Source organism: Fibrobacter intestinalis, from assembly GCF_900167415.1.
Taxonomy (GTDB): domain Bacteria; phylum Fibrobacterota; class Fibrobacteria; order Fibrobacterales; family Fibrobacteraceae; genus Hallerella; species Hallerella intestinalis.
The window spans coordinates 20,886-43,934 of record NZ_FUWU01000020.1 but is presented as its reverse complement, the minus strand read 5'-3'; the positions used below and the strand labels follow the sequence as shown (position 1 = coordinate 43,934).

The 23,049-nt window shown below is 50.1% G+C and carries 18 protein-coding genes; 7 read left to right on the top strand and 11 right to left on the bottom strand.

Annotated elements, in window-relative coordinates; translation table 11 throughout:
- The first annotated feature begins 9 nt into the window (after positions 1–9).
- From B5D40_RS07090 to B5D40_RS07080, 3 genes are read left to right on the top strand one after another with little or no spacing between them, the layout of a single operon-like run.
- Positions 10–1,635, top strand: a complete 1,626-nt coding sequence (locus tag B5D40_RS07090) for an SGNH/GDSL hydrolase family protein (protein WP_078776354.1) — start codon at positions 10–12, stop codon at positions 1,633–1,635.
- A complete protein-coding gene (locus B5D40_RS07085) occupies positions 1,632–3,086 on the top strand; it encodes a GDSL-type esterase/lipase family protein (protein ID WP_073304605.1) in 1,455 nt (484 codons plus the stop codon). Before B5D40_RS07090 ends, B5D40_RS07085 begins: the two co-directional genes overlap by 4 nt.
- On the top strand, positions 3,083–4,930 hold the full coding sequence (locus B5D40_RS07080; protein ID WP_078776353.1) for an MBOAT family O-acyltransferase: 1,848 nt from the start codon (positions 3,083–3,085) through the stop codon (positions 4,928–4,930). The genes B5D40_RS07085 and B5D40_RS07080 overlap by 4 nt, the downstream gene beginning before the upstream one ends.
- A 51-nt stretch (positions 4,931–4,981) precedes the next feature.
- Here B5D40_RS07080 and B5D40_RS07075 read toward each other — a convergent pair whose 3' ends face one another.
- From B5D40_RS07075 to B5D40_RS07055, 5 genes are all read right to left on the bottom strand, one after another.
- Entirely contained in the window at positions 4,982–5,506 is a 525-nt protein-coding gene (locus B5D40_RS07075) for a DNA glycosylase (protein WP_078776352.1), read from the bottom strand.
- A gap of 482 nt (positions 5,507–5,988) precedes the next feature.
- Positions 5,989–6,945 carry a hypothetical protein gene (locus B5D40_RS07070; RefSeq protein WP_143394369.1) on the bottom strand — a complete coding sequence of 319 codons (957 nt, stop codon included), beginning with the start codon at positions 6,943–6,945 and terminating at the stop codon, positions 5,989–5,991.
- Between the two features lie 180 nt (positions 6,946–7,125).
- Complete coding sequence (locus tag B5D40_RS07065) at positions 7,126–9,408, bottom strand: caspase family protein (protein WP_078776350.1); 2,283 nt, start codon at positions 9,406–9,408, stop codon at positions 7,126–7,128.
- A gap of 9 nt (positions 9,409–9,417) precedes the next feature.
- On the bottom strand, positions 9,418–10,191 hold the full coding sequence (locus tag B5D40_RS07060; RefSeq protein WP_078776349.1) for a hypothetical protein: 774 nt from the start codon (positions 10,189–10,191) through the stop codon (positions 9,418–9,420).
- Positions 10,191–10,688 (bottom strand): RNA polymerase sigma factor, encoded by a 498-nt coding sequence (locus B5D40_RS07055; RefSeq protein WP_078776348.1) that lies wholly within the window; start codon positions 10,686–10,688, stop codon positions 10,191–10,193. The genes B5D40_RS07060 and B5D40_RS07055 overlap by 1 nt, the downstream gene beginning before the upstream one ends.
- Before the next feature lie 326 nt (positions 10,689–11,014).
- Here B5D40_RS07055 and B5D40_RS15620 point away from each other — a divergent pair, with 326 nt between their 5' ends.
- The gene (locus B5D40_RS15620; protein ID WP_158222080.1) at positions 11,015–11,170 is read left to right on the top strand and encodes a hypothetical protein; all 156 of its coding nucleotides are present in this window, start codon (positions 11,015–11,017) and stop codon (positions 11,168–11,170) included.
- 50 nt (positions 11,171–11,220) lie between these two features.
- Here B5D40_RS15620 and B5D40_RS07050 read toward each other — a convergent pair whose 3' ends face one another.
- The 3 genes from B5D40_RS07050 to B5D40_RS07040 are packed head-to-tail and all read right to left on the bottom strand — an operon-like array spanning position 11,221 to position 14,089.
- Positions 11,221–12,174 (bottom strand): UDP-3-O-(3-hydroxymyristoyl)glucosamine N-acyltransferase, encoded by a 954-nt coding sequence (locus B5D40_RS07050; protein ID WP_078776347.1) that lies wholly within the window; start codon positions 12,172–12,174, stop codon positions 11,221–11,223.
- Positions 12,171–13,175 carry a diacylglycerol/lipid kinase family protein gene (locus B5D40_RS07045; protein WP_078776346.1) on the bottom strand — a complete coding sequence of 335 codons (1,005 nt, stop codon included), beginning with the start codon at positions 13,173–13,175 and terminating at the stop codon, positions 12,171–12,173. The genes B5D40_RS07050 and B5D40_RS07045 overlap by 4 nt, the downstream gene beginning before the upstream one ends.
- 11 nt (positions 13,176–13,186) lie before the next feature.
- Positions 13,187–14,089 carry a hypothetical protein gene (locus tag B5D40_RS07040; protein WP_078776345.1) on the bottom strand — a complete coding sequence of 301 codons (903 nt, stop codon included), beginning with the start codon at positions 14,087–14,089 and terminating at the stop codon, positions 13,187–13,189.
- A 59-nt stretch (positions 14,090–14,148) separates the two neighbouring features.
- Between B5D40_RS07040 and B5D40_RS07035 the strand changes: the two genes are divergently transcribed.
- The 3 genes from B5D40_RS07035 to B5D40_RS07025 all read left to right on the top strand — a co-directional run bounded on the left by B5D40_RS07035 (position 14,149) and on the right by B5D40_RS07025 (position 18,031).
- On the top strand, positions 14,149–15,084 hold the full coding sequence (locus B5D40_RS07035) for a YihY/virulence factor BrkB family protein (RefSeq protein WP_073306157.1): 936 nt from the start codon (positions 14,149–14,151) through the stop codon (positions 15,082–15,084).
- Positions 15,081–15,674: a hypothetical protein gene (locus B5D40_RS07030; RefSeq protein WP_073306158.1), complete on the top strand. Its 594-nt coding sequence runs from the start codon at positions 15,081–15,083 to the stop codon at positions 15,672–15,674. The genes B5D40_RS07035 and B5D40_RS07030 overlap by 4 nt, the downstream gene beginning before the upstream one ends.
- Positions 15,675–15,739: 65 nt before the next feature.
- The gene (locus B5D40_RS07025) at positions 15,740–18,031 is read left to right on the top strand and encodes an excinuclease ABC subunit UvrA (protein WP_233134232.1); all 2,292 of its coding nucleotides are present in this window, start codon (positions 15,740–15,742) and stop codon (positions 18,029–18,031) included.
- Here B5D40_RS07025 and B5D40_RS07020 read toward each other — a convergent pair.
- The 3 genes from B5D40_RS07020 to B5D40_RS07010 form a co-directional block, all read right to left on the bottom strand.
- Positions 18,022–19,440 carry an MBOAT family O-acyltransferase gene (locus tag B5D40_RS07020; RefSeq protein ID WP_078776342.1) on the bottom strand — a complete coding sequence of 473 codons (1,419 nt, stop codon included), beginning with the start codon at positions 19,438–19,440 and terminating at the stop codon, positions 18,022–18,024. The genes B5D40_RS07025 and B5D40_RS07020 overlap by 10 nt on opposite strands.
- Before the next feature lies 1 nt (position 19,441).
- The gene (locus tag B5D40_RS07015) at positions 19,442–19,843 is read right to left on the bottom strand and encodes a hypothetical protein (RefSeq protein WP_095849636.1); all 402 of its coding nucleotides are present in this window, start codon (positions 19,841–19,843) and stop codon (positions 19,442–19,444) included.
- A gap of 81 nt (positions 19,844–19,924) precedes the next feature.
- The gene (locus B5D40_RS07010) at positions 19,925–23,029 is read right to left on the bottom strand and encodes a type I restriction endonuclease subunit R (RefSeq protein ID WP_078776341.1); all 3,105 of its coding nucleotides are present in this window, start codon (positions 23,027–23,029) and stop codon (positions 19,925–19,927) included.
- Positions 23,030–23,049 lie beyond the last annotated feature (20 nt).

The following is a 23,049-nucleotide window of genomic DNA, read 5'->3' as shown; positions in this document are numbered from 1 at the left end:
AAAAGACGCATGTCGCCTTTTCGCACCCTTTTTGCCATCCTTGCCGTTTTTGCCTTGCTGGGGCTCATTTCGCTTTTTTTCCCGAGCAATGGCATTTCCGTGGGTTCTTTGACGCTCCGCTTTCCGTCCCTTCTCGAAAATCTTCCGCAAAACCCGCAGGAAGATTCCCTCCAAGTGGATCCGGAAGAGCAGATCCGGCAAATGCTCGCCGAAACCCGCGCACGAAAATTCGCCGAATATGCGGACTCGCTGGCTTTTTACGAAGACTTTTTCGACAACGGTCCCACAAGATTCGATTTTCCCGACAGCAATCCCGGCTGGTTCGACCGTTTCTTTGACCGCGTGTCCAAAGCGAAAGACTCCGGAGAAGTCGTCCGGATTGTCCACTACGGCGATTCCCAGCTGGAAGGCGACCGCATCACTTCGAGCATCCGAGAATCTGCACAAACCCTTTGGGGCGGCTCCGGCCCGGGAATGCTTCCGCCCCTCGCCGACATCCCGACGTTCGTCATCGGAAGTCACAGCGTGGGCAGCCTGCAAAGACACCGCATTTTCGGCCCTGAAAAGGAACACGCCCGCCATAACAAATATGGTCCCCTGGCGCAGGTTACGGACTTGCACGGAAGCGCCACCTTTTCGTTCAAAAAGAGTCTGCACCAAAAAGGCTTCCCTCAAGCGGGACGATTCCAAAAGGTTCGCCTGCTCGCCAACAAGGCCAATCTGAAAACCAGACTGATTTACTCCGCCGTTGTCTCCGACACGATTCCGCAGGACACGCTCCCGCCTCTTGTGCGCGAAAAGAAGCGGAAATTCCAGGCGAACGACCCGGAAATCACGACGCTTCCCGGAATGTCCGTTTACACCTGGAATCTGCAGCACGAAACCGAATCGCTCACCCTCACCATTTCCGGCAACGCGGAACTTTACACTATCGCTCTGGACGCGGAATCCGGAATCGCCGTCGATAACGTGGCGATGCGCGGCAGCTCCGGAACCATCTTTACCAAAATGGACAATGCGCTTCTGGGGACTGGACTGGAAGCGATGAACGCCAAACTGATTCTTTTGGAATACGGAGGCAATCTGGTTCCCAGCGTCAATTCGAGCAATCTGGACTGGGTGGAACGCATTCTGGAAAAGCAAATCCAAGCCATTCGCAAAGCGGCACCCGATGCCGACATTCTCTTCATCGGTCCGGCGGACATGTCCAAAAAAATCAATGGCAAATGGACCAGCTTTCCAAGCCTGAAAATGACCGTCGAAAAAATCCGGGAAATCGCCCTCAAAAACGGATGCGCCTACTGGGATATGTATCGCGTCATGGGCGGGCACAATTCGATGAAATCCTGGGTCCAGCAAAAGCTCGGTGGTCCGGACTACATCCACTTCACCCGCAACGGCGCAGCGCGCATGGGCGAACTTTTCTACAATGCGATCAAGCTCCACTTTGACTATTACCAGTTCCGCAAGAAGCACGACATCGGAAACGACCAGCTCAAAGAAATCCAGCAGTTAAAAAAAGAAACGGCAAAAGCCGACACGCTGATCGCGCAAAACGACACGCTGATTCTGACACCCATCCATCAAATTTCCACTGAAGATTCCTTGGATAACGTCGGAGAAAGCGAACCATGATTTTGCGAGCGACGCCTTTTCTCGTATCGCTGCTTTTTTTCGCCACCTGCATCTGGGCGGATTCGCTCTCTGTCAAAACGGTAAATCTGCCGATAGACACCAGCCTGAACCATATTGAATTTCCGGCAGGCAACGCCGCCCTTGCCCCATTTCTCCACAAACTGGATTCCCTGAATTACACCGGTCAAGGCAACATCAACATATTGCATCTCGGCGGGTCCCACATCCAAGCGGATGTCATTTCGAACCGGGTTCGCGCAAGACTGGTCAAAGACCTCCAGATTCCCGCCGCCGGAAGAGGATTCGTATTTCCTTATACGGCGGCCAATTCCAACACCCCCATCAGTTACGTTTCCCGAAAAAAGGGCCACTTCAAATGGAAACGCAGCGTTTTCAAGGAGCGTCCGCATCCCTTGGGGCTTATGGGGTTTGAAGTCACCACCATCGACCCGGACGCCGAAATCCGTATCGTCCTCAACACGCGAATTCCGGGCGAAGATTTTTGGAATTTTACGCAGGTTCGGGTCTTTGGCACTTCGACCGATTCGACGGAACCGGTTCTGCAATTGGCCGAAAACGGAAAAAAGTACAAGCCCAAATACGATTCCACGTCCAGCAGTTTCGTTTTTTCGCTCCCCCGACGCGCCGATTCGCTGATTCTCACCTTCCCTTGGGAAAATGCCGAGAAGGAAAAAAACTTCCGAAAAATTTTCGCGAACCTCACGTCCCCGCAGGTGGACTCCCTGTTTGCGGATTCGTCATTCTTTTTTTCGGCTCCGGTTTCCTTTACCTTGACGGGAATTCTTCTGAGCGACACGCTTCCAGGCCTCACCTATAACTCCATCGGCGTCAATGGCGCGGACTTGAACGCCTATCTCTCCTTGGAAAATTTGGAACGGGATTTGCAATATTCCAAGCCCGATCTGGTCATTTTGGCCATCGGCATCAACGACGCGAATGTCAATATCTTTAATCCCGACCTTTTCAAGGCGCATTACGACACTCTCCTCTCGCGCATCCAATCGGTCTCGCCCCACGCCGCCTTCCTCTTCGTATCGAACAACGACTGCTATCTGACGTCTTCCAATCAGCCCAACTTGAACAGCGTTCTCGTCGCCCAGGCGATGCGCGAACTGGCGCAAAAATACAAAGGCGGTTTCTGGGATTTATACGGCATCATGGGCGGTTTCAAATCCATGGAAATCTGGCAGCTTGCGGACTACGCCAAAAAAGACCGTGTGCATTTCAAAAATGCGGGTTATGAACTTCTGGGCGATCTTTTTTACGATGCCATCAAGGAGATCTTGCTTCCGGAATCCCCGAAAGTCACGCAAATTCCCCAGAATCTTCCCGCTATCGGGAATTTGCCAACGGCCAATTCCCCCGCCAAAAAAATGAAAGGCACGAAAACCAAATCCAAACGAACCGTACCCAAGAAGGTCAAAAAATGATGGATCCGATAAGCCTTCTTCAAAGCCTGTTCCTGTTCGATCCCTCTAAACCGCTGATTTTTACGCAGTTTTATTTTTGGGCATTTTTTGCCGTCGTCTTTGCGCTGTTCGCCCTGGTGCACAGCAAGATTCTGCTTCGCAACGCCTTCCTCTTTTTTGCGAGCCTCTTTTTCTACTACAAAACCAGCGGCAGCTATCTGGTGTTGCTCGCCTTCTGCGTTTTGGCCAATTTTATCGGCGGGCACATTCTTTACCGGATTGATCACCGCGGGAAAAAAATCTTTTCGCTGGTCGTCCTTGTCATCATCAATCTGCTGACTCTCGGCTATTTTAAATACGCCTACTTTTTTCTGGACGTCCTTCGGGAACTTTTCGGCATCGACCTGAAAGTCTATAATTTCTTTGCCGCCGCTGGAAATCACTTTTTCCATGCCCATTCTCTCGTCGATCAGATTATTTTGCCCGTGGGCATTTCGTTCTTTACTTTCCAGGCGATAAGCTATTGCGTCGATGTCTTTAAAAAGACCGTCAAACCGATTTCCAATCTCTTTGACTTCGGATTTTACCTGACCTTCTTTCCGCAACTCGTCGCCGGCCCCATCATCCGCGCCGACAAATTCATTCCCCAGCTGCACCGAAAATTTTTCCTTTCGCACCATGCTTTCGGCATCGCCGTTTTCTGGATTCTGAACGGGCTCGCCAAAAAAATCATCCTGAGCGATTTTCTCGCCACGCAATTTGTGGACAAGGTTTTTGAAACGCCGCTGCTCTTCACCGGTTTTGAAAATCTGCTCGCCCTCTTCGCCTATTCGCTGCAAGTCTATGCGGATTTTTCCGGTTACACGGACATCGCCACGGGAGTCGCCCTTCTCATGGGATTTCATCTGCCGCAGAACTTCAACAGCCCCTACAAGGCGGACAAGCCTTCGGAATTTTGGCATCGCTGGCACATGTCCCTTTCCCGCTGGCTACGCGATTACGTGTATATTCCTCTCGGCGGAAACCGGGGCGCAGGATTCGGCACGTTCTTTTGGACGGCAATCATTTCCGCCATTGCGATTATGCTTTCGGGAAGCGTCTGGGTCGCTCTCGCCCTGGGGATTCTTTACCTGATTCTCGGTCTGAGCGCATTCTTCAAAAAGGACTCCCGCAAGACAATCGCCAAACACATGAACGCCATGATTACGCAGCTTATCGGCGGACTCTGGCACGGCGCCAGCTGGAATTTCATCATCTGGGGCGGACTGAACGGACTCGGAATGATAGCAAACACGCAATGGAGCAAGCAGAAAATCGAAGTGCGCGCCATCCTGATGTTCTTTATCGCCGCCATCGCGGCCATTGCCTGCAAATGGCATTACACGCCGCTTTGGGGAATTGTCGCCGTCTGGAGCGGACTCATTTTTGCAGGTATTTACGCCAAGCTGCTCTACGGACTTTTTTTCCAAAAAGCGCTCCCCCGCCTACGCTTTGCTTGGAACGTCGTTCTGACATTCATCTTCATCACTTCGACGCGCCTGTTCTTCCGAGCCGGTTCCAATCTCGACCCTGCCGAAGCGAATCAAGTCGCCTGGGAAACCGCCCGCAATATGATTCACCAAATCGGAAGCCCTTGGGACCTTTCGCTCCTTCCCCAAATGGCGTTCTCCCACCTTTCCATTATTCTGGTTTTTGCGTTGGGAATGCTCATCCATTGGCTTCCCGACCGATTTAAACGATTCTACCGGATTGTATTCTGCAAACTTCCCCTTTGGGCGATTATCGTCTGCGCGGTCATTTCTTGCGTCATCATCTACCAGTTTTCCAGTGCCGACTCGCCGCCGTTCATCTATTTCCAATTTTAAGCCGACGATTGATGGCGGCTTAAAAACGGCTTGGGTAAATTGATAGGTTGTCTAAAGCGCAAGCATTCCGAGTTCTTCGAACATTTTCCGGTAAGCGGCCGCTTTCTTTTCCAATGCGAGCGGATAGGCGCGGCTAGAACTCGGCGTCCGATAAAGGAAAAGTTTGCGTTCGCCAAGAAAGAACGGCACCTTTTCCCCCACGCGCGGAACCTCGATTCCAAAATGCGCGCAAACCGTTTCGGTCGCCAAAGTCCCCGTCGTATTGACCGCCAGGCAATGTGGAATTTTCAAAAGCATAGAGCGCACATCCGTCGGCGTCACCACCTGAAGAAATGCGTCCGAAGCGTTTCCCTTTTCCCGAATGACCGCAGAAGCCGTGTCAAAAATACCGATGCCGACTTTTTTCAGAAAACTTTCGATTAAAGACTTGTCAAAACATTTTTTGGCGGGCAGCACAAAATGTTCGCGTTCGTCAAAAAAGACCTTTCCCAAAATCCGCCACATATCATTGTTGAAATTCGGGTAGTAAAAGGGCATGCACCAGCGATTCTGCGGCGGCGGAAAACTGCCGAGCATCAGCAATTTCGTGCCTTGCGGCAAAAAGGGTTCTAATGGATGGGATTCGATCTTTGACACACAGCGTTTACCTTAATTGCCCTTAAAGACGCCATAAAAATAAAATTCCGAAAAGAAAACATGGAATAAGTTCGGGGGGCAGATTGTTGAAAACGAGGATTTCCGCTCTCCGAAGAGCAAAGAGGAAGAGAAGTCCGTAGATAGTGGCTAGTTGTCAGTTGTTAGAATTCTTAGGAAAAACGGCAGCCGCCTCCGAGGTTCCCTAAAAGTTGAAATCTATGATTCCGCAGTTGAAGTATTCCTACAAGTTAGTGGTTAGTGCCCTTCGGCTAGTTCGACAGGAAGTTGGAACTGAGAATTGAGAACTAATTTTCCCTTGTGAAAAGGAAATTCACGCTTTGAAAAAAATTTATTTGAGGGGATTTGAAGGAAGATTGTATATAATTTCCCTTTTTATCGACCAGCAAATAACCGCTTTCATTTCAAAACTTTCGACTGATAACAAGAGTCACCGCCGACAGCAGCCACTCGTGCCCGGTCCGTTCCTGCAAAAGTTCCTGATTGCTTTCATAACGGTTTCGGTATTTCCGGTTGCGGGAAACGGACGCCATCAACATTCCCGCCCAATTTTCATTTAACTTGATGACGATTTGCGGAGTGACATGGATTCGCTTGAATTCCGGGTCATAGGGATCATAAACCGTGTCGTAGTCGGACTTGTGCATAATCCCTTGAACGCCATAGGAGACCATCGCCATGGGGAAATGCGCAAACGGCAAAGGCCAAACAAAGGTCGCCCCGTATTGCCATTTGTAACCATTTGCTGCAATCTCCGTTCCAACAATCCAGACATCCCCATCGTCTGCGCCCGTATAATGCAAATAATTCAACGAAGCCTCTGCTTTCAAAATCCATTTCGTCCAGGCGGTCCTGGGAAGGAACGCCATCAGCGGGATGGAAAACGTCGCATGGTAGTTCACGCCCAAAAGGAATCGCGTCATAAACGCATCGCAATCGTAGTCCTTTTTTTCCGGATTGTAGGTTCCCATGAAGGTCGCTACGCTCCCATAATTGATGGCCGTGCTGACGTTCCCTTGAACGCCCACTTCCAAAAGGTGCAAGAATTCAAAGGAGAGGTCGCTCCGAATCCCGAGTCCGAACAGAAAAAGATCCCCGTTCAAAGAAGCCTTGGGCGTTATCCACTTCCCAAAATCCCGCTGCGCCCGCAAGCTCGTATTCCAACCCATGGGCGACGCCGTGAGAAAAAAGGGCCACTTGTGCAGGGATTCCGAATTGCGCAAGGACTGGTGCGGCAAGAAAATGCCCACAAAGGAAAAGCGGTTTTCCAGCTCCGTTTTCCGGGAAGAAGAATCCTTGATTTCGGTGGCAAACAAGCCCATTGCACAGAGCAAAATCAGCATAAAAAATCGAATATGCATACAGCTATCCCTTGGATAAAAACTTTATCCTTTTGAACCCAGAAAAATTTTGAATTGAGGTTTCTTAAAAATTTTAATGAAGAAAAATCGAGAGACCTGCTGTCTGAGATTTGGAGCTGCGGGGCTTTGTTGGAAGTTTCCCGCTAGCGATAGTTGCTCTCGATTTTTTAGAGGAGTAAATTAGAATCGTCCGAGGGTCAGCCCGGCATAGAAGCCCGGCCAAACGCGCCCGTCCCGAGTTTCCGAACCGAAGTCGGCATGGTAATCGCCCAAAGGTTTCAGCGGATTTTTGTCGGCGTAACCTCTGGTCGCCAAATTCAGGGAAACGCCTCCGGAAAGTCCTACGCCGGTAAAGAGCTGGTAGGTTGCGCCAAAGCGAACACGATGGTGGAAGGCCGTTTTTTCATCCTTGCTGACAAAGCCAAAGCTGTCCGCATATTTGCTGGTCACATTCAGGAACATGTATTCCAGTTCAAAATGGCTGCCGTATCTGCCAAAGTGCGTTCCCACGCCAAAACCGGTTTCAAAAATTCGGTCATAGCGTTCAAATAATTTGTCATCCTTGAAATTGCGAGCCGATTCAAAGCTGGTATAGAAATAGGCCGTTCCCAAATCCACCTTGATGCCCGTTCCTCCCATTTCGTTGAAAATTCCCGAAGCGGACCAGACGCCGTTCCCGACAAAACTGATAAGACCGATAGGAGTGTTTTCGCAGTTGCCGCACACGTTGATAACGCCCCACTGCCGGCCTGTGGATTTTCCGGTCACATTGACAATGCCGACCTGCGTGCCGGAAGTTCCCGCTGCATTGAGTGTGGATAATTGGACGTCGGCTTTTCCCGCACCATTGACAACGCCGACCTGCGTACCAGAAGCGCCGACTCCGTTCACAGCACCCACCTGAACTTTTGCATAAGCGGCGGCATTGACAACCGACAACTGTAAAGATTTAACGGAATCCGTCGCCACGTTGATAGTTCCAATCTGCACGCCCTGAGATGAATTTCTTAATACATTCACCGTGGAAAGCTGAAGTCCGTCAAAGCTATTTGCATAGTTGAAGACGCTGGATATTTGTGCCCCTTCCAGATGCTCGTCGGCGATATTGGAGAGCGCGCTCATCTGAACTCCGTGCATTTCCTTATCGGCGATGTTGGCAAGCAGGCTGACCTGACTCCCCAGCATGTAATCCTTGCTGACTGTCACAAAGAATCCCAGTTGCGTCCCTTTGCGAGGTTTGTTTTCGATATCCACCACATTGAAGGAGACCCGAGAAACGCCGTGATGATCCAGAGAATCCAAGGAGCACTTGACGGTATCGCCAGCAGCACAATTTTTATCCAAATTCCCGCGGGAAACCGTTTCTTCCGCAGCCACCTTTTGAAAGCGGTTCGCACCGACGTGTTCCCGCTTGCCATCCACCAGAGCCACAGCCGTTTCCTTGTATTCCGCAGGGCATTCCAAGCGCACCGTGTATTTGCCAGCCGGAAGCCCAAGGCTCATGGCACGTCCGGATTTTTTGTAAAGTTCCGCAACGAGAACGCCGTTTTCGTCCCGGACAAAAATGCGACCATCCACATCCTCATTCAATTCCAGCCCCGCGCTGGTGCTGCGCAAATCCGTCATCACCACGTCGCCCGTGCCCATCAGATTCATATCCCGGCTGGGGTGCTGAGCGCCGCCCATGGTGGTTTCCGTTTTCAAAAGGGTTTCGTTAAAAGCGAACTGGTAAGCTTCGGAAAGGGTCACTTTCCCATCGCCGCTCGCATCCCCTGCACCGCGAAGCCCGCTCACCAGCGAATGGGTAAAGAAGGAACCCTGCAACTTGTCGCTTTCCTGGCTGGATTCGTCCTGGGTGCTGCTGGTAATAAAAGCGTAGCCCTTCATATCACTGCTCTTGTCCATCATAAAAGCGGGAACGGAAACTCCGCCCTTGGCCCGGATAATCGCTCCAGAGCCGCACGCATCGATAACCGCAATTTTCACGTCGGAACTCAAGGCATCCACCCGTTTGCGAAATTCGCTCCACACATAAAGTTCCGAACCCAGGCGGAGTCCCTTTTCGTCGGCGTGGCCGCTGTAATACACCAGCACTTCGTCCCTGCCGCTATTCCCCTTTGCCTGGCGAATCATTTTGTCCAGCTGGTCAAAGCGGGCGTTCAACTGGGAAAGGCTGGGTTCGTGCACCAGAAGTACGTTTTTCTGGGGAACGCCGCCCAATTCCTTGAGCACCGAAGCAAAAGCCTTGGCGTCGCTTTCAGCATAGCGCAGAGTGGCGCGGTCCTTGCCGCCGTCGTTCGCGCTGATGGCGAAGACGTAGCGTTCAATGGAAGCGGGCGCATTCGCCGCAAAAGCCGGAACGCAGAAAATCAAAAATCCGAAAAGACAAAAAAGAAGCGCATTCGAGTCGCCAGGAAAATTTTCCATGGCGGATTTCACATATTTTTGGAAAAAGTTTTTCATGGCTACCTCCTATTTTTCCTGTTTGCGAAGGGTGAAAGAAATGGTCTGAACTTTCGGCTGAGCAAGGGATTTGTCAATATCCGAGCCATCTACCGAAAATGCATCCGCCGAAGTCAATAAAAAGAATTTTTCAAAATGGGGCGCATTGTCCAATTTGTAGGCAAAAGGCAAAGTCGTCATTTTTCCCGGTTCCAATGCCACCGCTTTATCCCCATTTCCCAAGTGCACCGTCAGCACGCCGTTTCCGTCCATGCTGAAAAGCAAGCCGAAGCATTTTTCGGGAACCAGATAGCGAAGCTGCAATTCGTCGCCTTCCCGCGCCCAATCGTTGGCCTGCAGCTGCACTGCGGAATCCCCCGTTTTTTTCCAGACTTCCATCCGGGCCTGCATTCCCTTAATCCGGGTTTCCGCCATGGCCACATCCGAACTTCCGGCGTTTTCCGGCTGAAGCAAAAGGGTTTCGGATTTCCCAAAAGTGAAAATCGCCGTAAAAATACCGAGGGCAAGCACAAGGGCTGCCGCCACTTTTACAAACAGCGGAAGGAACTCTCCCGAAATTTTTGCGGGCCGGGCATTTTCCGCAGCATAAAATTTTTCCGCCAGATTTTCAAAGGGATTCTCTGCGAGGATTTTCCCATTTTGCTCCCGCATCGCTTGCAAACGGAAACGCAGAACATCGTCCTTTTCTGCCCGATGGCGGATTTCTTCCATTTCCTTTTCGGGAAGTTCCCCCAGTAGATACTTTTCCAGCTTTATCTCTGGAATGTGAGCGTCAAATTTCATCACTTCACCTCCTTGACCTTGGATTTTAGAGAACGTAAACGCTTGCGAACCCCACTGACAGAAAGCCCCACGGCTTCCGCGGTCTCTTCAAGAGTCATGCCGTCCACATAGTGCAGCACCGCCATGGTCCTCGTCGATTCCGGTTCTTTCGCAAAAATTCTTGCCAGAACGCCTTTGGCTTCGTAATCGTCAAATTCGTCACGGGCAGAGGCAATCTGCAAAAGCAAATCGTCGTTTGCCACGTGCACTCCATGACGGATATTATCACGAATCCGATTGAGGCAAAGCCTTGTGGCCGTATTCCAGAGCAGGCTGGAAGGGGCCGATAAATCCAGGGAATCCCGGCGGGAAAAAATCCGCAGAAAAACGTCCTGCATCATATCTCCGGCTTCCGCTTCGTCCTTCAGCATAAAAACGCAACGGCGGTAAACCATGGGCGCATAAGCTTCGTACAATTTGGAAAAGGCTTCACGTTCCGCAAAACTTTGCTTGTTCATGCCTCTTAAACACCTGAGGAAAGAAAAAGTGTCACCAAAATTACGTTTTTTTATTTTTTTGCGGGAAAATTATAGGCGGCTTTCCTCCAAAGTCGTCCAAAATTACGTCTTGTGTATCTTTAGAAGGAATGCGGGACGTTGTATTTTTTTAGAGGGATTTTTCCCGGTCGGTATTTTCTGAAATGCGAAATGGAATTTCAGACTTTTCGCTGACAGGGAGAGGCTCCTGGGAGAAGCGGCAGCCTTTTCAGGCACAATTCGACTAAAGGAACAAGTTCCTAAGTCTCATGGGTCCCCGCCGCTTGGCGTTGCTTTTCTGAAGGGGAGTGGAATGTCGGAATTGGCGAGAAATGCTTTTGCATATTTCCAGACTTCAGGACGGTCGGGAGACCGTCCTGACTGCCGGCTGGCCGTCCTTCCTTGCACGGCTAGATTTAAAGCGGCTAGAAGCCGCTTCTCCTGTATTCGACGGGTGGTTTTAAAAAGGGGAATGGTGGGCAAGACTTTTCCCTAAAATTTGTTCGCAAAAAGTTTACTTCTTTTCCGCTAGACGACGGACGGCGACAATTCCCCTGCGCCACCGATCAACCGGTTCGGCAGGAAAACCCGCATAAAACGCCCCCGCAGGAACACTTTTGGTCACTCCGGCTTTTGCCGCGATAACCGCCCCGCGCCCAATAGTCAAATGCCCCGCAATTTGCGCTCCCCCGGCAAATTCGCAATCGTCTTCCACAAGCGTCGTCCCGCCAAGCCCCGACTGGGACGCCATATACACATTGTTTCCCACACGGCAATTGTGCCCGATTTGCACAAAGGAATCGAAATGGCAATGGTTTCCAATGGTTGTCGGAGACAGAAAACCCGCCGCCACAACAGAATTGGCTCCAAATTCACAAAAATTTCCAATGCGGACTCCGCTCCGGTGAGGAACCATTTTTCGCACGCCATCCGTGTCCGTGTAAAATCCAAAGCCGCGCGAACCGATGACAACTCCCGCCTGCAAAACGCAATTTTCTCCGATTTGCACATTTCCGTAAACGGTCACATTGGCCTCTAAAACCGTTCCCCGCCCGATTTTTGCGCCTCGCATGACCACGCAATGCGGCCCGATTTGCACATTTTCTTCGACAACGCCCTCGACGACCGCAGACTCGTGTACTTTTGCCGAAGCGGGCACGCAACGCGGCAACGCTTCTTCTTCATGGAGAAATTCGACCACACGGACCATCGCCGCATAGGGATTTTCCACCCGCGCCAAAGCGCCGACAGAAGGCGCACCCGCAAAATCCTTAGGAACCAGAAGGAGTCCTGCTTCGGTATTGCGCAATTCCCCCGCCACCGATTTTCCCGTCCAGAACGAAACCTGATTTTTTTGAGCCATGGAAAGCGGGGCAAATCCCGAAATCGCAAAATTCGTTGGACTTTGCTGGTATTCGATTTTCGTGCCGAGCCAATTGGCCAGCGTTTCCGCCGTCGTCATTTTCATAAAACAGCCCTGTTTTCTCTACTCGAAGGAAAGCGGTTTCCCGGTTCCAGAGTCAGCATTTGCACGCGGCATCCATATTCAATGCGAATCTCCGAGCCGACGCGGTGCGTCAAATCGTCGCCGTCGAGCTGGTGAAATTCCTGTTGGGAAGTCCGCAAAATGATTTCTTTCGCATGATAGGTTTTTAAAAAGAAACGCTTGTAAAGTTTTCCGACGAGCGGAAAAGTTCCAAGTGCCAAAGCGCCGAAAAAAGAATTCATGTTGGGAACGGGAACGACTTCCAAAAGCCCGTCCGCCATATCGCCGCCGTCAAAAGGATTCGCCCCCGAAGCAAAACTCGGGATATTGCCGACAATCACCGTCCGAAAACCGGACACATCCCGGGATTTCCAACAGCCTTCTTTGTCGCAAAAACGGAGTTCCGCTTCGCCCAGGCAATGCCGCCGGTCCGCAAAAAATCGTTTCACATAGTGCATTTTATTTGCCAGAACCGACGAGCTGGAAATTTTTCCGGAAGCCCTGTCCGCATTGAAATCGTGCGCAATCCGGGCGTCGATTCCGCTCGAAAAATAATTCGCCAGCACAAATTTCCCATTGACTTTCCAAATATCGAAAGGCCTGTGCCTTGCCTGCACAAGCTTCCTCACCAAAAAAAGAAGTCCCTTATTGACAAAGGTTTCGTATAAATTCAAGACTCGCGCCAAATCGTTTCCGGTACCCAGCGGAATCAAGCCGAGCCGCACTTTATCGGCAAGTCCCGATTCCAGCATGACGGATAAAATCGTGGACATCGTGCCGTCGCCACCAACCGCTATCAGCGTTTCCGTTTCTTCCGCGCATTCCCGGATCTGTTCCCGCAGGCGACTCCCCTCTGTCAATTCCGCTTTCCATTCCGCATCGTCAAAATCCATGGAATGCATGATTTCGGGAACGAACTTGAGAATGGATTTTCCTTGTCCGCCTCCGCTAATCGGATTGATTAAAAAGCTGAACTTGAGCATATAGTCACAATCTACATTCTTTCTTCGCCAAAAGCGAACGACGAGAAATCCAAAAAATAAAGCGGATAGACCGAACTGGAAGTCAAAAGGAAAAGATCGTCCCGGGCAATGTCCATATCCACAGCGTTGCGAATTCCCATTTCCGAAAGATCCAGACGATGCATCAATTCTCCGTCCAAACTAAAAACGCCGAGATAGCCGCATTTCACATCGAGAAGCGCCACAAAAGCCGCGCCAAAACGCACCCGGGTCGCCGAACAAAAATGCAGGGAATTATTCACATCGTCCGCAGCCAAAGCGGAACGCGCGAGCGCATTCCCCTCTTCATCATAAATCACCAGACGCTGTGGCGGATCCGACAAGGCTCCAGAAGTTTCCACGGTGACAATCCTGTCCGCAGAAGCGTCCAAAGTCATCACCCGCGCGGCAGAAAAGGAAACATTTGTTTTGACGCAGCCCGTCGCCGTGATGCGATTTTTTCCCAGTCCCGCAGAGGGCGCATAGTAAACAAAGGAGGGAGTCAGCGCAAAAGCATTCAAAGAAATATCGCAAGAAAACTCCGCATCGTCATAGCGCAAAACGGAAATGCCGTCGTAATAATACAGGAACGATCCGACCTTTTCGATATTCTCCGCCATCGATACCGGAATTTCGCCGTCGGGATTTTCCGGAGTCCTGTCCAATTCATAAGCGCAAGTTCTCGCCTCGTTCCGCGAATACGCGTAGGCATGGCCGTAACGGTCCAAAATATAAAGCTTTTCTCCATCCGCAGAAAGGGAAATTTTTTGCGCGGTCGAAAAAGGCACATCCGAAATATCACAAGAAACTTTCGACGATTCTTCAGCGACCCATTCTCCACCACAGGCGAAAAGAAATACAACAGGCAGCAAGCAGGAAAAAACTCGAATTTTCACACAACAAGTATAACAAACTTTGCTAATATTTACTTTTCAGATTTTAGGAATCCTGCGAAATGCCTCTTGAACAGAAGATAGACAGAATCACCCACAAATGGCCCATTCCGCTTCGCGTGATCATCGTTTCGACAAAGGCGTTTCTTTTTCATCACGGCACCATCCGGGCTGCGGCGATGACATACACGTCATTTCTCGCCGTCATTCCTTTTCTGATTTTGCTCACCGCGATTTCGCTTTCTTTGGGGCTGGGCTCTTTTTTCAACACCTACCTGCCCGTTCTGGACCAGTTCTTTTCGCTCGGGCTTCCACTGGACGACATCATGCCGCTTCTGGAAAATACCGAGCACATCCATTTGCAGACCCTGGGCGCCATCGGTTCCATATCGCTGTTCATCACTTACATCTTTGCCATTGGCAATCTGGAAGTCAATATGAACGTCGTCTGGGAAAACCAGACATCCAGGCCGTTCTTCAAGCAATTTGTCGCCTACACGCCGCTGCTTTTAATCGCCGCTCTAGGCTTCGCCTTTTTCGCCATGTTCGTCAATCATCTGAAAATCGGGCTTTTGGATATCGCGCACAACGGAAAGTTTCTAACCGCCGAAACCGTTCCTCAAATCATGAGCACTTTTTGGACGTTTACGATGAACGTGATTTTTGTCGCTCTCATTTTTTTCGCCCTCTACCTGCTCCCCTACCGGAAAGGCCACTATTCGTATAAAAAACTTTTTTGGCCGTCGCTGGTCGTGAGCCTCGGCATTTGGGTCTGCACCTGCGGTTATTTGATCATCCTCATCATGCTGCAAAAAAACCTGGTCAGCAGGATGTCGCTGTTTTACGGGTCGCTGGCGTTCATTCCGCTTGTGCTGCTTTTCGCCTTTGGCTTTTGGGCAATCATGCTCTACGGGAACTGTCTGGTGTGGACCATCTATTCCTGGCCGAAATCGGGTTCCAAAAAATGGAACTGGGTGAAAACCGAAGGGAACCTATGAAAAAAACATTCTGGATTCTAGCTCTAGCGTTAGGCGTTTCCACGGCAAATGCCGAAATCACCGTTCTCACCGACACGGACGAAGTGGCGCGTTCCGAAAAAACGGTCAAGACATTTGTCGGATTTGAAGCGAACAACATCCTGCTTCTCGAAGACGGATCGATTGCTTTTTCCATCCACGGCGGCGTTTCTTTCCATCCGCTCTTTCGCTTGGGATTATACGCCTCTACGGTCGCAAATGACGTCAATCTGCAAAAAGGCGGGAAAAAAATTTCGGTGGACTACAAATCGCTGGGCATTTTTACCGAGCTGAAGCCCTTTGCCTACAACGCTTTTTCGATTTCCGTTCCGCTGACCGCCGGTGCGGGATTCACAAACATCAGCAAGCAGGGTTCCGAAAATTCCAAAGCGGACGATGGATTTTTTATGGGCGACGCCGCTCTGCACTTCAACTATAAAATCACCCGTACCCTCGAAATCGGTATCGGCGGCGGTTATCGATTCTTCCTGGGCATTTCCGAAGACGGTTTTTCCAACGGCGATTTCAATACGCCCTTCGGAGCCGTCTTTATCAACTGGAGCGAATTCTGAAGCCCGCCGAAGAACGCCCGATTTCCCTGCGCGGAGCCCACCTCCGCAATCTGAAAAATCTGGATGTGGATTTTCCTCTGGGAAAAATTTCTGTCGTCTGCGGTCCCTCCGGCTGTGGAAAATCGACTCTGGTCATGGACGTTCTCCATGGCGAAAGCCGAAGGCGCTATCTGGAAACGCTCAGTCCTTTTGCCATCCGGATCCTGGGCGGAAAAACCAGCATTCCCCTCGACAGCGCCGACGGGCTTCATCCGAGCATCGCCATTTCGGCATCCCGTGGCGAAGCTTCGGCAAAGTCCAGCCCGCTTTCCCTTTCCGAGTGCGGCCTTCCCTTGCGAATCCTCTGGGCGGCTTTGGCAAGTCCCGCCTGCCCTGTATGCGGAAAACCGATGCGGAGTTTTTCCCGCGAAGAAATCATCGTCAAAATTTGCCAGAGCGAACCGGGCAGTCGGCTGCAATTTCTGGCCAAAATCGAATCCGTAGGGCTGACGCTGGACGCCAATTCCGCAACTCTTCTCTCGCAAGGTTACGCCCGGATTATCGCCGACGGGGTGAACTATTCCCTGGGCGACCTGACCTCCGCCGAACGCCTTTTAAAACCGCAAGAAATCTTTGTCGTACTGGACCGCGTCGTTATCCGCGAAGGAGTCCGGACCCGCATCGCCGAAGCGGTAGATGCCACTTTGCGTTTTTCCCGCACACAAGTGATTTTGGACGACGGGAAAAAAAAGGAAATTTTCAGCACGGTTCCCTATTGCGCAGAACACGATACGACGGCGACTCCTATCGATCCCGCCGATCTTTCCCCGCATTCCCCGCGTTTTAAATGCCCGACCTGCAACGGTGACGGCGAAATCGAAGAGTCGGCGAAGGAAAGCGGCGAACATTGCCTCAGCCTTTGCCCGGATTGCCGCGGTCTCCGCCTGCAACCGCAAATTCTCGCCTCCAGCATTCGCGAAACGAGCTGGAAGCAAATTTTGGAATCCTCCTTTTCGGAATTGGAATCGCGTTTTCAAAATCTTTTTGAAGGCCTTCTGCCGGAATACCTGAAGAGCACAGCCGAAACGCTGCTCGCCCGCATTCGAGCCGTAAACAAAATCGGGCTTGACTATTTGGGAGCGGGACGCATCGGCAGCACCCTTTCCGGAGGCGAACTCAGCCGCTTGCGACTTTCCCCTTTGGCGACAGGACACTTGGACGGGATGTGCATTTGTCTGGACGAACCTTCTTGCGGGCTTTTCAAAACCGATGTCGAAAAGCTGTGGAAAATCTTTGAAGAAATCCGCGACCGAGGCAACACGCTGGTCCTTATCGAACACAATCCCTACTTGATCGGCAAAGCGGACAAAGTGATTGAAATGGGCCCAGGGTCCGGCGAACTCGGCGGCGAAATTCTTTTTCAAGGAACGCCCCAAGAACTGATTCGCCAAGCGGATTCCCCCACGGGAAAATGGTTGCGGGAACTGGCGAAAAAAACGCAAGCGACGAAAAACGCTGGCAAATCCCCATCCCGCATCGCCGTCCAGAACTTCCGCCTTTACGACATGCTGCCCGTATCCGCCGACTTTCCCATAGGCAAGTTCAGCGTCATTTCCGGAGAAAGCGGCAGCGGCAAAAGCACTCTTTTATTCCAGAACATTCTCCCCCGATTTTTTCGCGGCGAATTTAAAACGCTGGGGATTCAAAACATTTCCTTGTTGAGCTCTCGCGGATTCTTCAAAAATCGACGCAGCACCATCGCGAGCGCCATCGGCATCGCACCGCTTTTTCGCGACCTCTTCGCCCAACTTCCCGAAAGCAAAATCAAGGGATATTCCCCGTCCCGATTCAGCACGGCAATTCCCGGCGGGCGTTGCGAAACCTGCAAGGGCGAAGGCGTCATTCGCGACCCGTCCGGTTACGAAGAAAGCGTCTGTCCCGTCTGCCAAGGAAAACGCTTCCGCGACGAGATTCTGGAAATCCGATTCAAAACCCTTTCCTATGCCGACGTTCTGGACCTGACCATCGAAAAAGCCGCTACGATTTTCCATTTTGCAAACAAATTCACCGACAAGCTTTCCCCGCTTATCCGAACCGGGCTTGGCTACTTGCGATTGGGGCAGCCCACCACAAACCTTTCCGGCGGAGAAGCGGCTCGCCTCAAACTTTCGCAGGCACTTGCCCGCGCCAAATTCCCGAACACTCTTTTTCTCTTTGACGAACCCGCGCGAGGACTGCACAAAAGCGATATCGACAAAATGCTCGCCCTCATTCAGGAACTCTGCCAAAACGGACATACCGTCATCGCCATCGAGCACCAGGAAGATTTTCTGCAAAAAGCCGATTACCGCTGCATTCTCAAACGGGTTCAGAACTGAAAATACAGGAACGGATTATAAGTCTGCGTAAACAGGGCGAGAACGGCAAACGCAAATAGGGCAAACGCCGTCACTAACCGGGGAACGCTGATTTTTTGGCACCATTCAAAAGCCCGAATCGGCGAAAACGCATAGACAAGAGCCAACAGCATAAACACGACGGAAGTCGGCGTGAACACTTCGGCAAAAAGAATCGGATCCGCCGGATTCACAGCGGAAAGCCCCAGCATGGATTTCCACATTTTCAACGCCGACGAAATGTCGGCAGCGCGGAAAAGCACCCAGCCAAACAGCACGATAATCTGCGTCAAAAGAACTTGCGCAAGGCGCGGGAATTTGAAATAGAGAGCGCGTTTTCCATTGACGCGTTCCACAATCATAAAGAACGCATGATAAAGTCCCCAGCAGATAAACGTCATCGCCGCCCCATGCCAGACTCCCGACGCGAACATCACCAAAAAAAGATTCAGATAGACCCGCCAGCGAGCGACCCGATTCCCCCCAAGCGGGATATAGAGATAGTCCTTAAGCCACGTCGTCAGCGAGATGTGCCAGCGGCTCCAGAATTCGGAAATGCTCCCCGAACGATACGGCCCGTTGAAATTCCGCGGGAAATGGAAACCCAGCATGAGTCCCAGTCCCACGGCCATATCGGAATAAGCGGAAAAATCAAAGTAAATCTGCATCATGTAGGCGAGAGAGCCCCACCAGGCATTCAAAATGCCGGGAGAATCCGCTTCAAACACACGGTCGGCAATCACCCCGACCTGATTCGCAATCAAAATTTTTTTAGCGAACCCCAGGCAGAAATAGGTCATGCCCCGCATCCAATTTTCCCACGAATGCTTTCGGGAATCCAGCTCTTCGGCGACAGTGTTATAGCGGACAATCGGCCCGGCGACCAGCTGCGGAAAAAGCGAAACATAGCAGGCGAAAGTCGCAAAATTTTTGACCGGGGGCGCATCCCCGCGCCAGACATCCACCGTATAGCTCATCGCCTGGAAAGTGTAAAAGGAAATGCCCACCGGCAACAGAACCCGCAGAACGGTAAACGGCTCCCCGCCCAAAGATTGGACGACCGCATTGACCCCGCCCATCGCAAACATATAATACTTGAAAAAGCCGAGAGTTCCCAAATTCACCAGAATCGAAATCGTCAAGGAAGAGTTGCGCTTCAAAGACGAAGCTCCCGGCGCAGAAATCCATTTGCCAGCGACATAATTCAAAAGAGTCGTCCCGAACATCAGCAGGACGAGCCGCGGCTCCATCCACCCGTAAAAAATGTAACTGAATACGGTGATGAAAAAATTCAGCGAGGAATGCTTCGCCTTTCGCCAGAGCAAAAAATAATAGCCGGCAAAAAAAAGCGGAAGAAAGTAGAAAAGGAAAATCTGGGACGAGAAAACCAAATTACTTCGCCTTTAAAACTTCGACCGCCAAATAGCGTTCCGATTCGTCGTCAAAATATTCGTCTTCGACCGCACCCGAATAATTGCCCTCCAGAGGGAGCAGTTTCAAAACGTGGGAATCGCCCGCCTTGAACGCCCGCACATCCCCTTGGAAAAGCTTGGCCATTTTATCGGCAGATGCTCCGCGCGGAGTCAGCGGATTATAGACGCCCACCAGAATTTCCTTGCCGGCAAATTTCCCTTCGAGCACTTTCGTGACTTTATACTTCAAAATATAGACGTAATTGTACAAATCGTTCGGCGGCATCTTGCCCGGGATTTCCGTCAGTTTCCCTTGAATGGTCAAATTTTCCGCAAAGGAAACGGAAAGCGCAAGCAAAAGCAATAAAAGAATTTTTTTCATACAAACCTCGGCGAGAATATAGAAAATTACATTCATGAAACAGCCCGACCAAAAGGATTTGCGGGCGGGAAAATGCCCCCGTTAAACCTCCCCGCCGACACCTTTAAATTTTTCGACAAAATCCACAATTTTCTGCAGCACCGTCTGCTTCTTTGTCAGGTATTGCGGATTTAGCGGGCTCATCTTAGGCAAAATGCTATTGAAATCCGTTCCGTTATCGCTGGCGTATTCCCGCTTTAAAGAAATTTTCAGAAAATGCTTCGCTTCCCTTTCGTTCAATTTTTCACTTTCAATCAAATCCGCCGCTTCTTTTTGCTGTTCCTTTTGCGCATATTCAAAAAACGCTTTTATAATTTCCGTTTTGTCGCCAATGGAATCCAGATTGGTATCGTTGATAAAATCCACAATCAGACTTTCCTTGGCGCGATTGCCGACGCTTGAACGAATCATTCGACGGATTTCTTCGATAAGCGAAGACTTGTCCATTTTCTTTTTGTTGTGTTCAAAAATCAGTTCCAGAATATAATCCAAATTGATTTCTTGCGATTTCAGCAGATCGACTTCAAATACGACATCATTCCAATTTATTTTTGATTTTTCAGAATCATTTCCACGCTGTTCCCGGCGAATCCATTCCCGAATATCGTTGTAAGCGGACTTGTAATCCTGAACGACTCTTTCCGAAAGCATTTCTATTTTTTGCATTTTTTCAATGTCTTCATCCGTCACAAAATGCGCCGCCTTGAAAGCTTCAACGGCTTCCGAATTATTGGCATCTATCTTTTGGAAATCCCGAAGAGCTGTAAATTCGTCATAATTCTGCAACACATTTTCTGCGCGCAAGTATTCGCCAAACAGCTTGACAAATTCCTTTTTATCCTTTTCCTTCACGATGTTATCTGTATCCGGGAATTTTTCTTTCAATTCCTTGACGATATCGACATAGCCTTTACGCACTTCGCCCGAAACAAGATCTTTGAAACCTTCCAGATATTCTTTGTAACTCTTTTCTAGCACGACATTGGCGGTACTTTCGTCGCCGAATAAAGTAATGGCGTCGATGGTGTGCTTTTCAAGATCGCGGAAAGTGACGATATTGCCGAAAGTCTTGGTGGCGTCATAAATGCGGTTGGTTCGTGAAAAAGCCTGGAGCAATCCGTGATAGCGCAAGTTTTTATCCACAAATAAAGTGTTCAATGTAGGCGCATCAAAACCGGTCAGGAACATTCCCACCACAATCAGCAAATCCACTTCCCTATTTTTCACTTTCTTGGCAAGATCGCGGTAATAATTCTGAAATTCTTTGCCATCTACGCCAAAGCTTGTGCCAAACATTCCATTGTAATCACCAATCGCTTTTGCCAAAAACTCCTTGGCGCTAGAATCCATTGCCGACACTTCAAAAGTTTCATCGGGAATGTCGCCTACGGCATTCTGTTCTTCGTTTGCGGCAAAAGAAAATATGGTCGCTATCTTCAGCGGTCTTTCCAAGCCCACCTGCAAGCGGTTCAGTTCTTCGTAATAGCATTTGGCGGCATCGACGCTGCTCACGGCGAACATGGCGTTAAATCCTTTGCTATCGCCTTGGTTCCGGTGCGTCTTGATTCTGAAATTTTGCAGAATGTATTGTGAAATTTCCTGAATACGGGCAGGATGCAACAGGGCCAATTTATTTTCGGCAGCGGTTAGTTTCTTTTCGTCCTGCTCCGTTTCAACATCCTTGAATCGCGGACGCACATTATTGTAATCGACCTTGAACTTCAACACTTTCTCGTCGCGTATGGCATCGGTAATAACATACGAATGCAATTCACGGCCAAACACGCTGGCTGTCGTTTCTGCTCCGAGAGCGTTCTCCGGAAATATCGGCGTTCCCGTAAAACCGAACTGATAGAATTTTTTGAATTTCTTCTTTAGATTTTTTTGCGCTTCGCCGAATTGGGAGCGATGACATTCATCGAAAATGAAAACGACTTGCTTTTGATAGACCGGCAAATTGTCTTCGCTCTTCATCAGGTTGTTCAACTTCTGAATCGTGGTGACGATAATCTTGTTGTCGTCTTTTTCGATATTGCGTTTTAAACCCGCCGTGCTTTCCGAGCCGTTTACGCTGTCGGGCGAAAACCGCTGGTATTCCTTCATCGTCTGGTAATCCAAATCCTTGCGATCCACGACAAAGAAAACCTTATCGATAAAATCCAAGCGTGTAGCCAACCTTGCCGCCTTAAAGCTGGTAAGCGTTTTTCCGGAACCTGTAGTGTGCCAAACAAATCCACCGCTCTCCGGCTTGCTCCATATTTTTGCCATAAAAGAACTTTGGATTTTCCAGAGCATCCGCTCCACCGCGGCAATCTGGTAAGGGCGCATGATGAGCAGGGTATTGTTTACATCGAACACCGAATAGGTGAAAATCACATTCAGCAGCGTGTTTTTCTGGAAAAAGGTTTCCGTAAAATCCTTCAGGTCTTTTATCGGCGCATTATTAGCCCTTGCCCAGTTCATCGTGAAGTCGAAGCTGTTCTTGTTGCGCTCCACGGTATTGGCAAAATAGCGGCTGTCCGTGCCGTTTGAAATGACAAACACCTGAAGATACTTGAAAAGCGAATGTTCCGCATTGAAACTTTCCTTGCTATAACGATGCACCTGATTGAAAGCCTCGCGGATAGCGACGCCGCGTTTTTTCAATTCCACTTGGACAAGCGGCAAGCCATTCACCAAAATCGTCACGTCGTAGCGATTCGCCTGCGTTCCAACTTGCTCAAACTGGTTGATGACTTGCACTTTATTTCGGGCAATATTTTGCTTGTCGGCGATATAGATGTTTTGAATATGCCCATCGTCAAAGACAAAATCGTAAATGTGGTTATCGTGAATCTTGCGGGTTTTATCAATCAGCGAATCTCCCGGCTTGTCCAGATATTCTTCCACAAACCGATTCCATTCCTTATCGGTAAACGCCATATCATTAAGGGACTGAATCTGCATCCGGGCATTCGAGAGCAAAGCTTCGGGAGTCGAAATGTCCTTGCGGTATTCATAGCCTTGACTGACCAAATCCTGGATAAACTCTTTTTCAAGATTCGCTTCGGTCTGATATGCAACAGATGGTTCGTGCAGTTCGCTATGTTTGGTATAGTCGTCAAGAACGATAAAATGGTTTGTTTCTGCGATGGTGTTATACTGCATGCAAAACCCTCTGCGATATG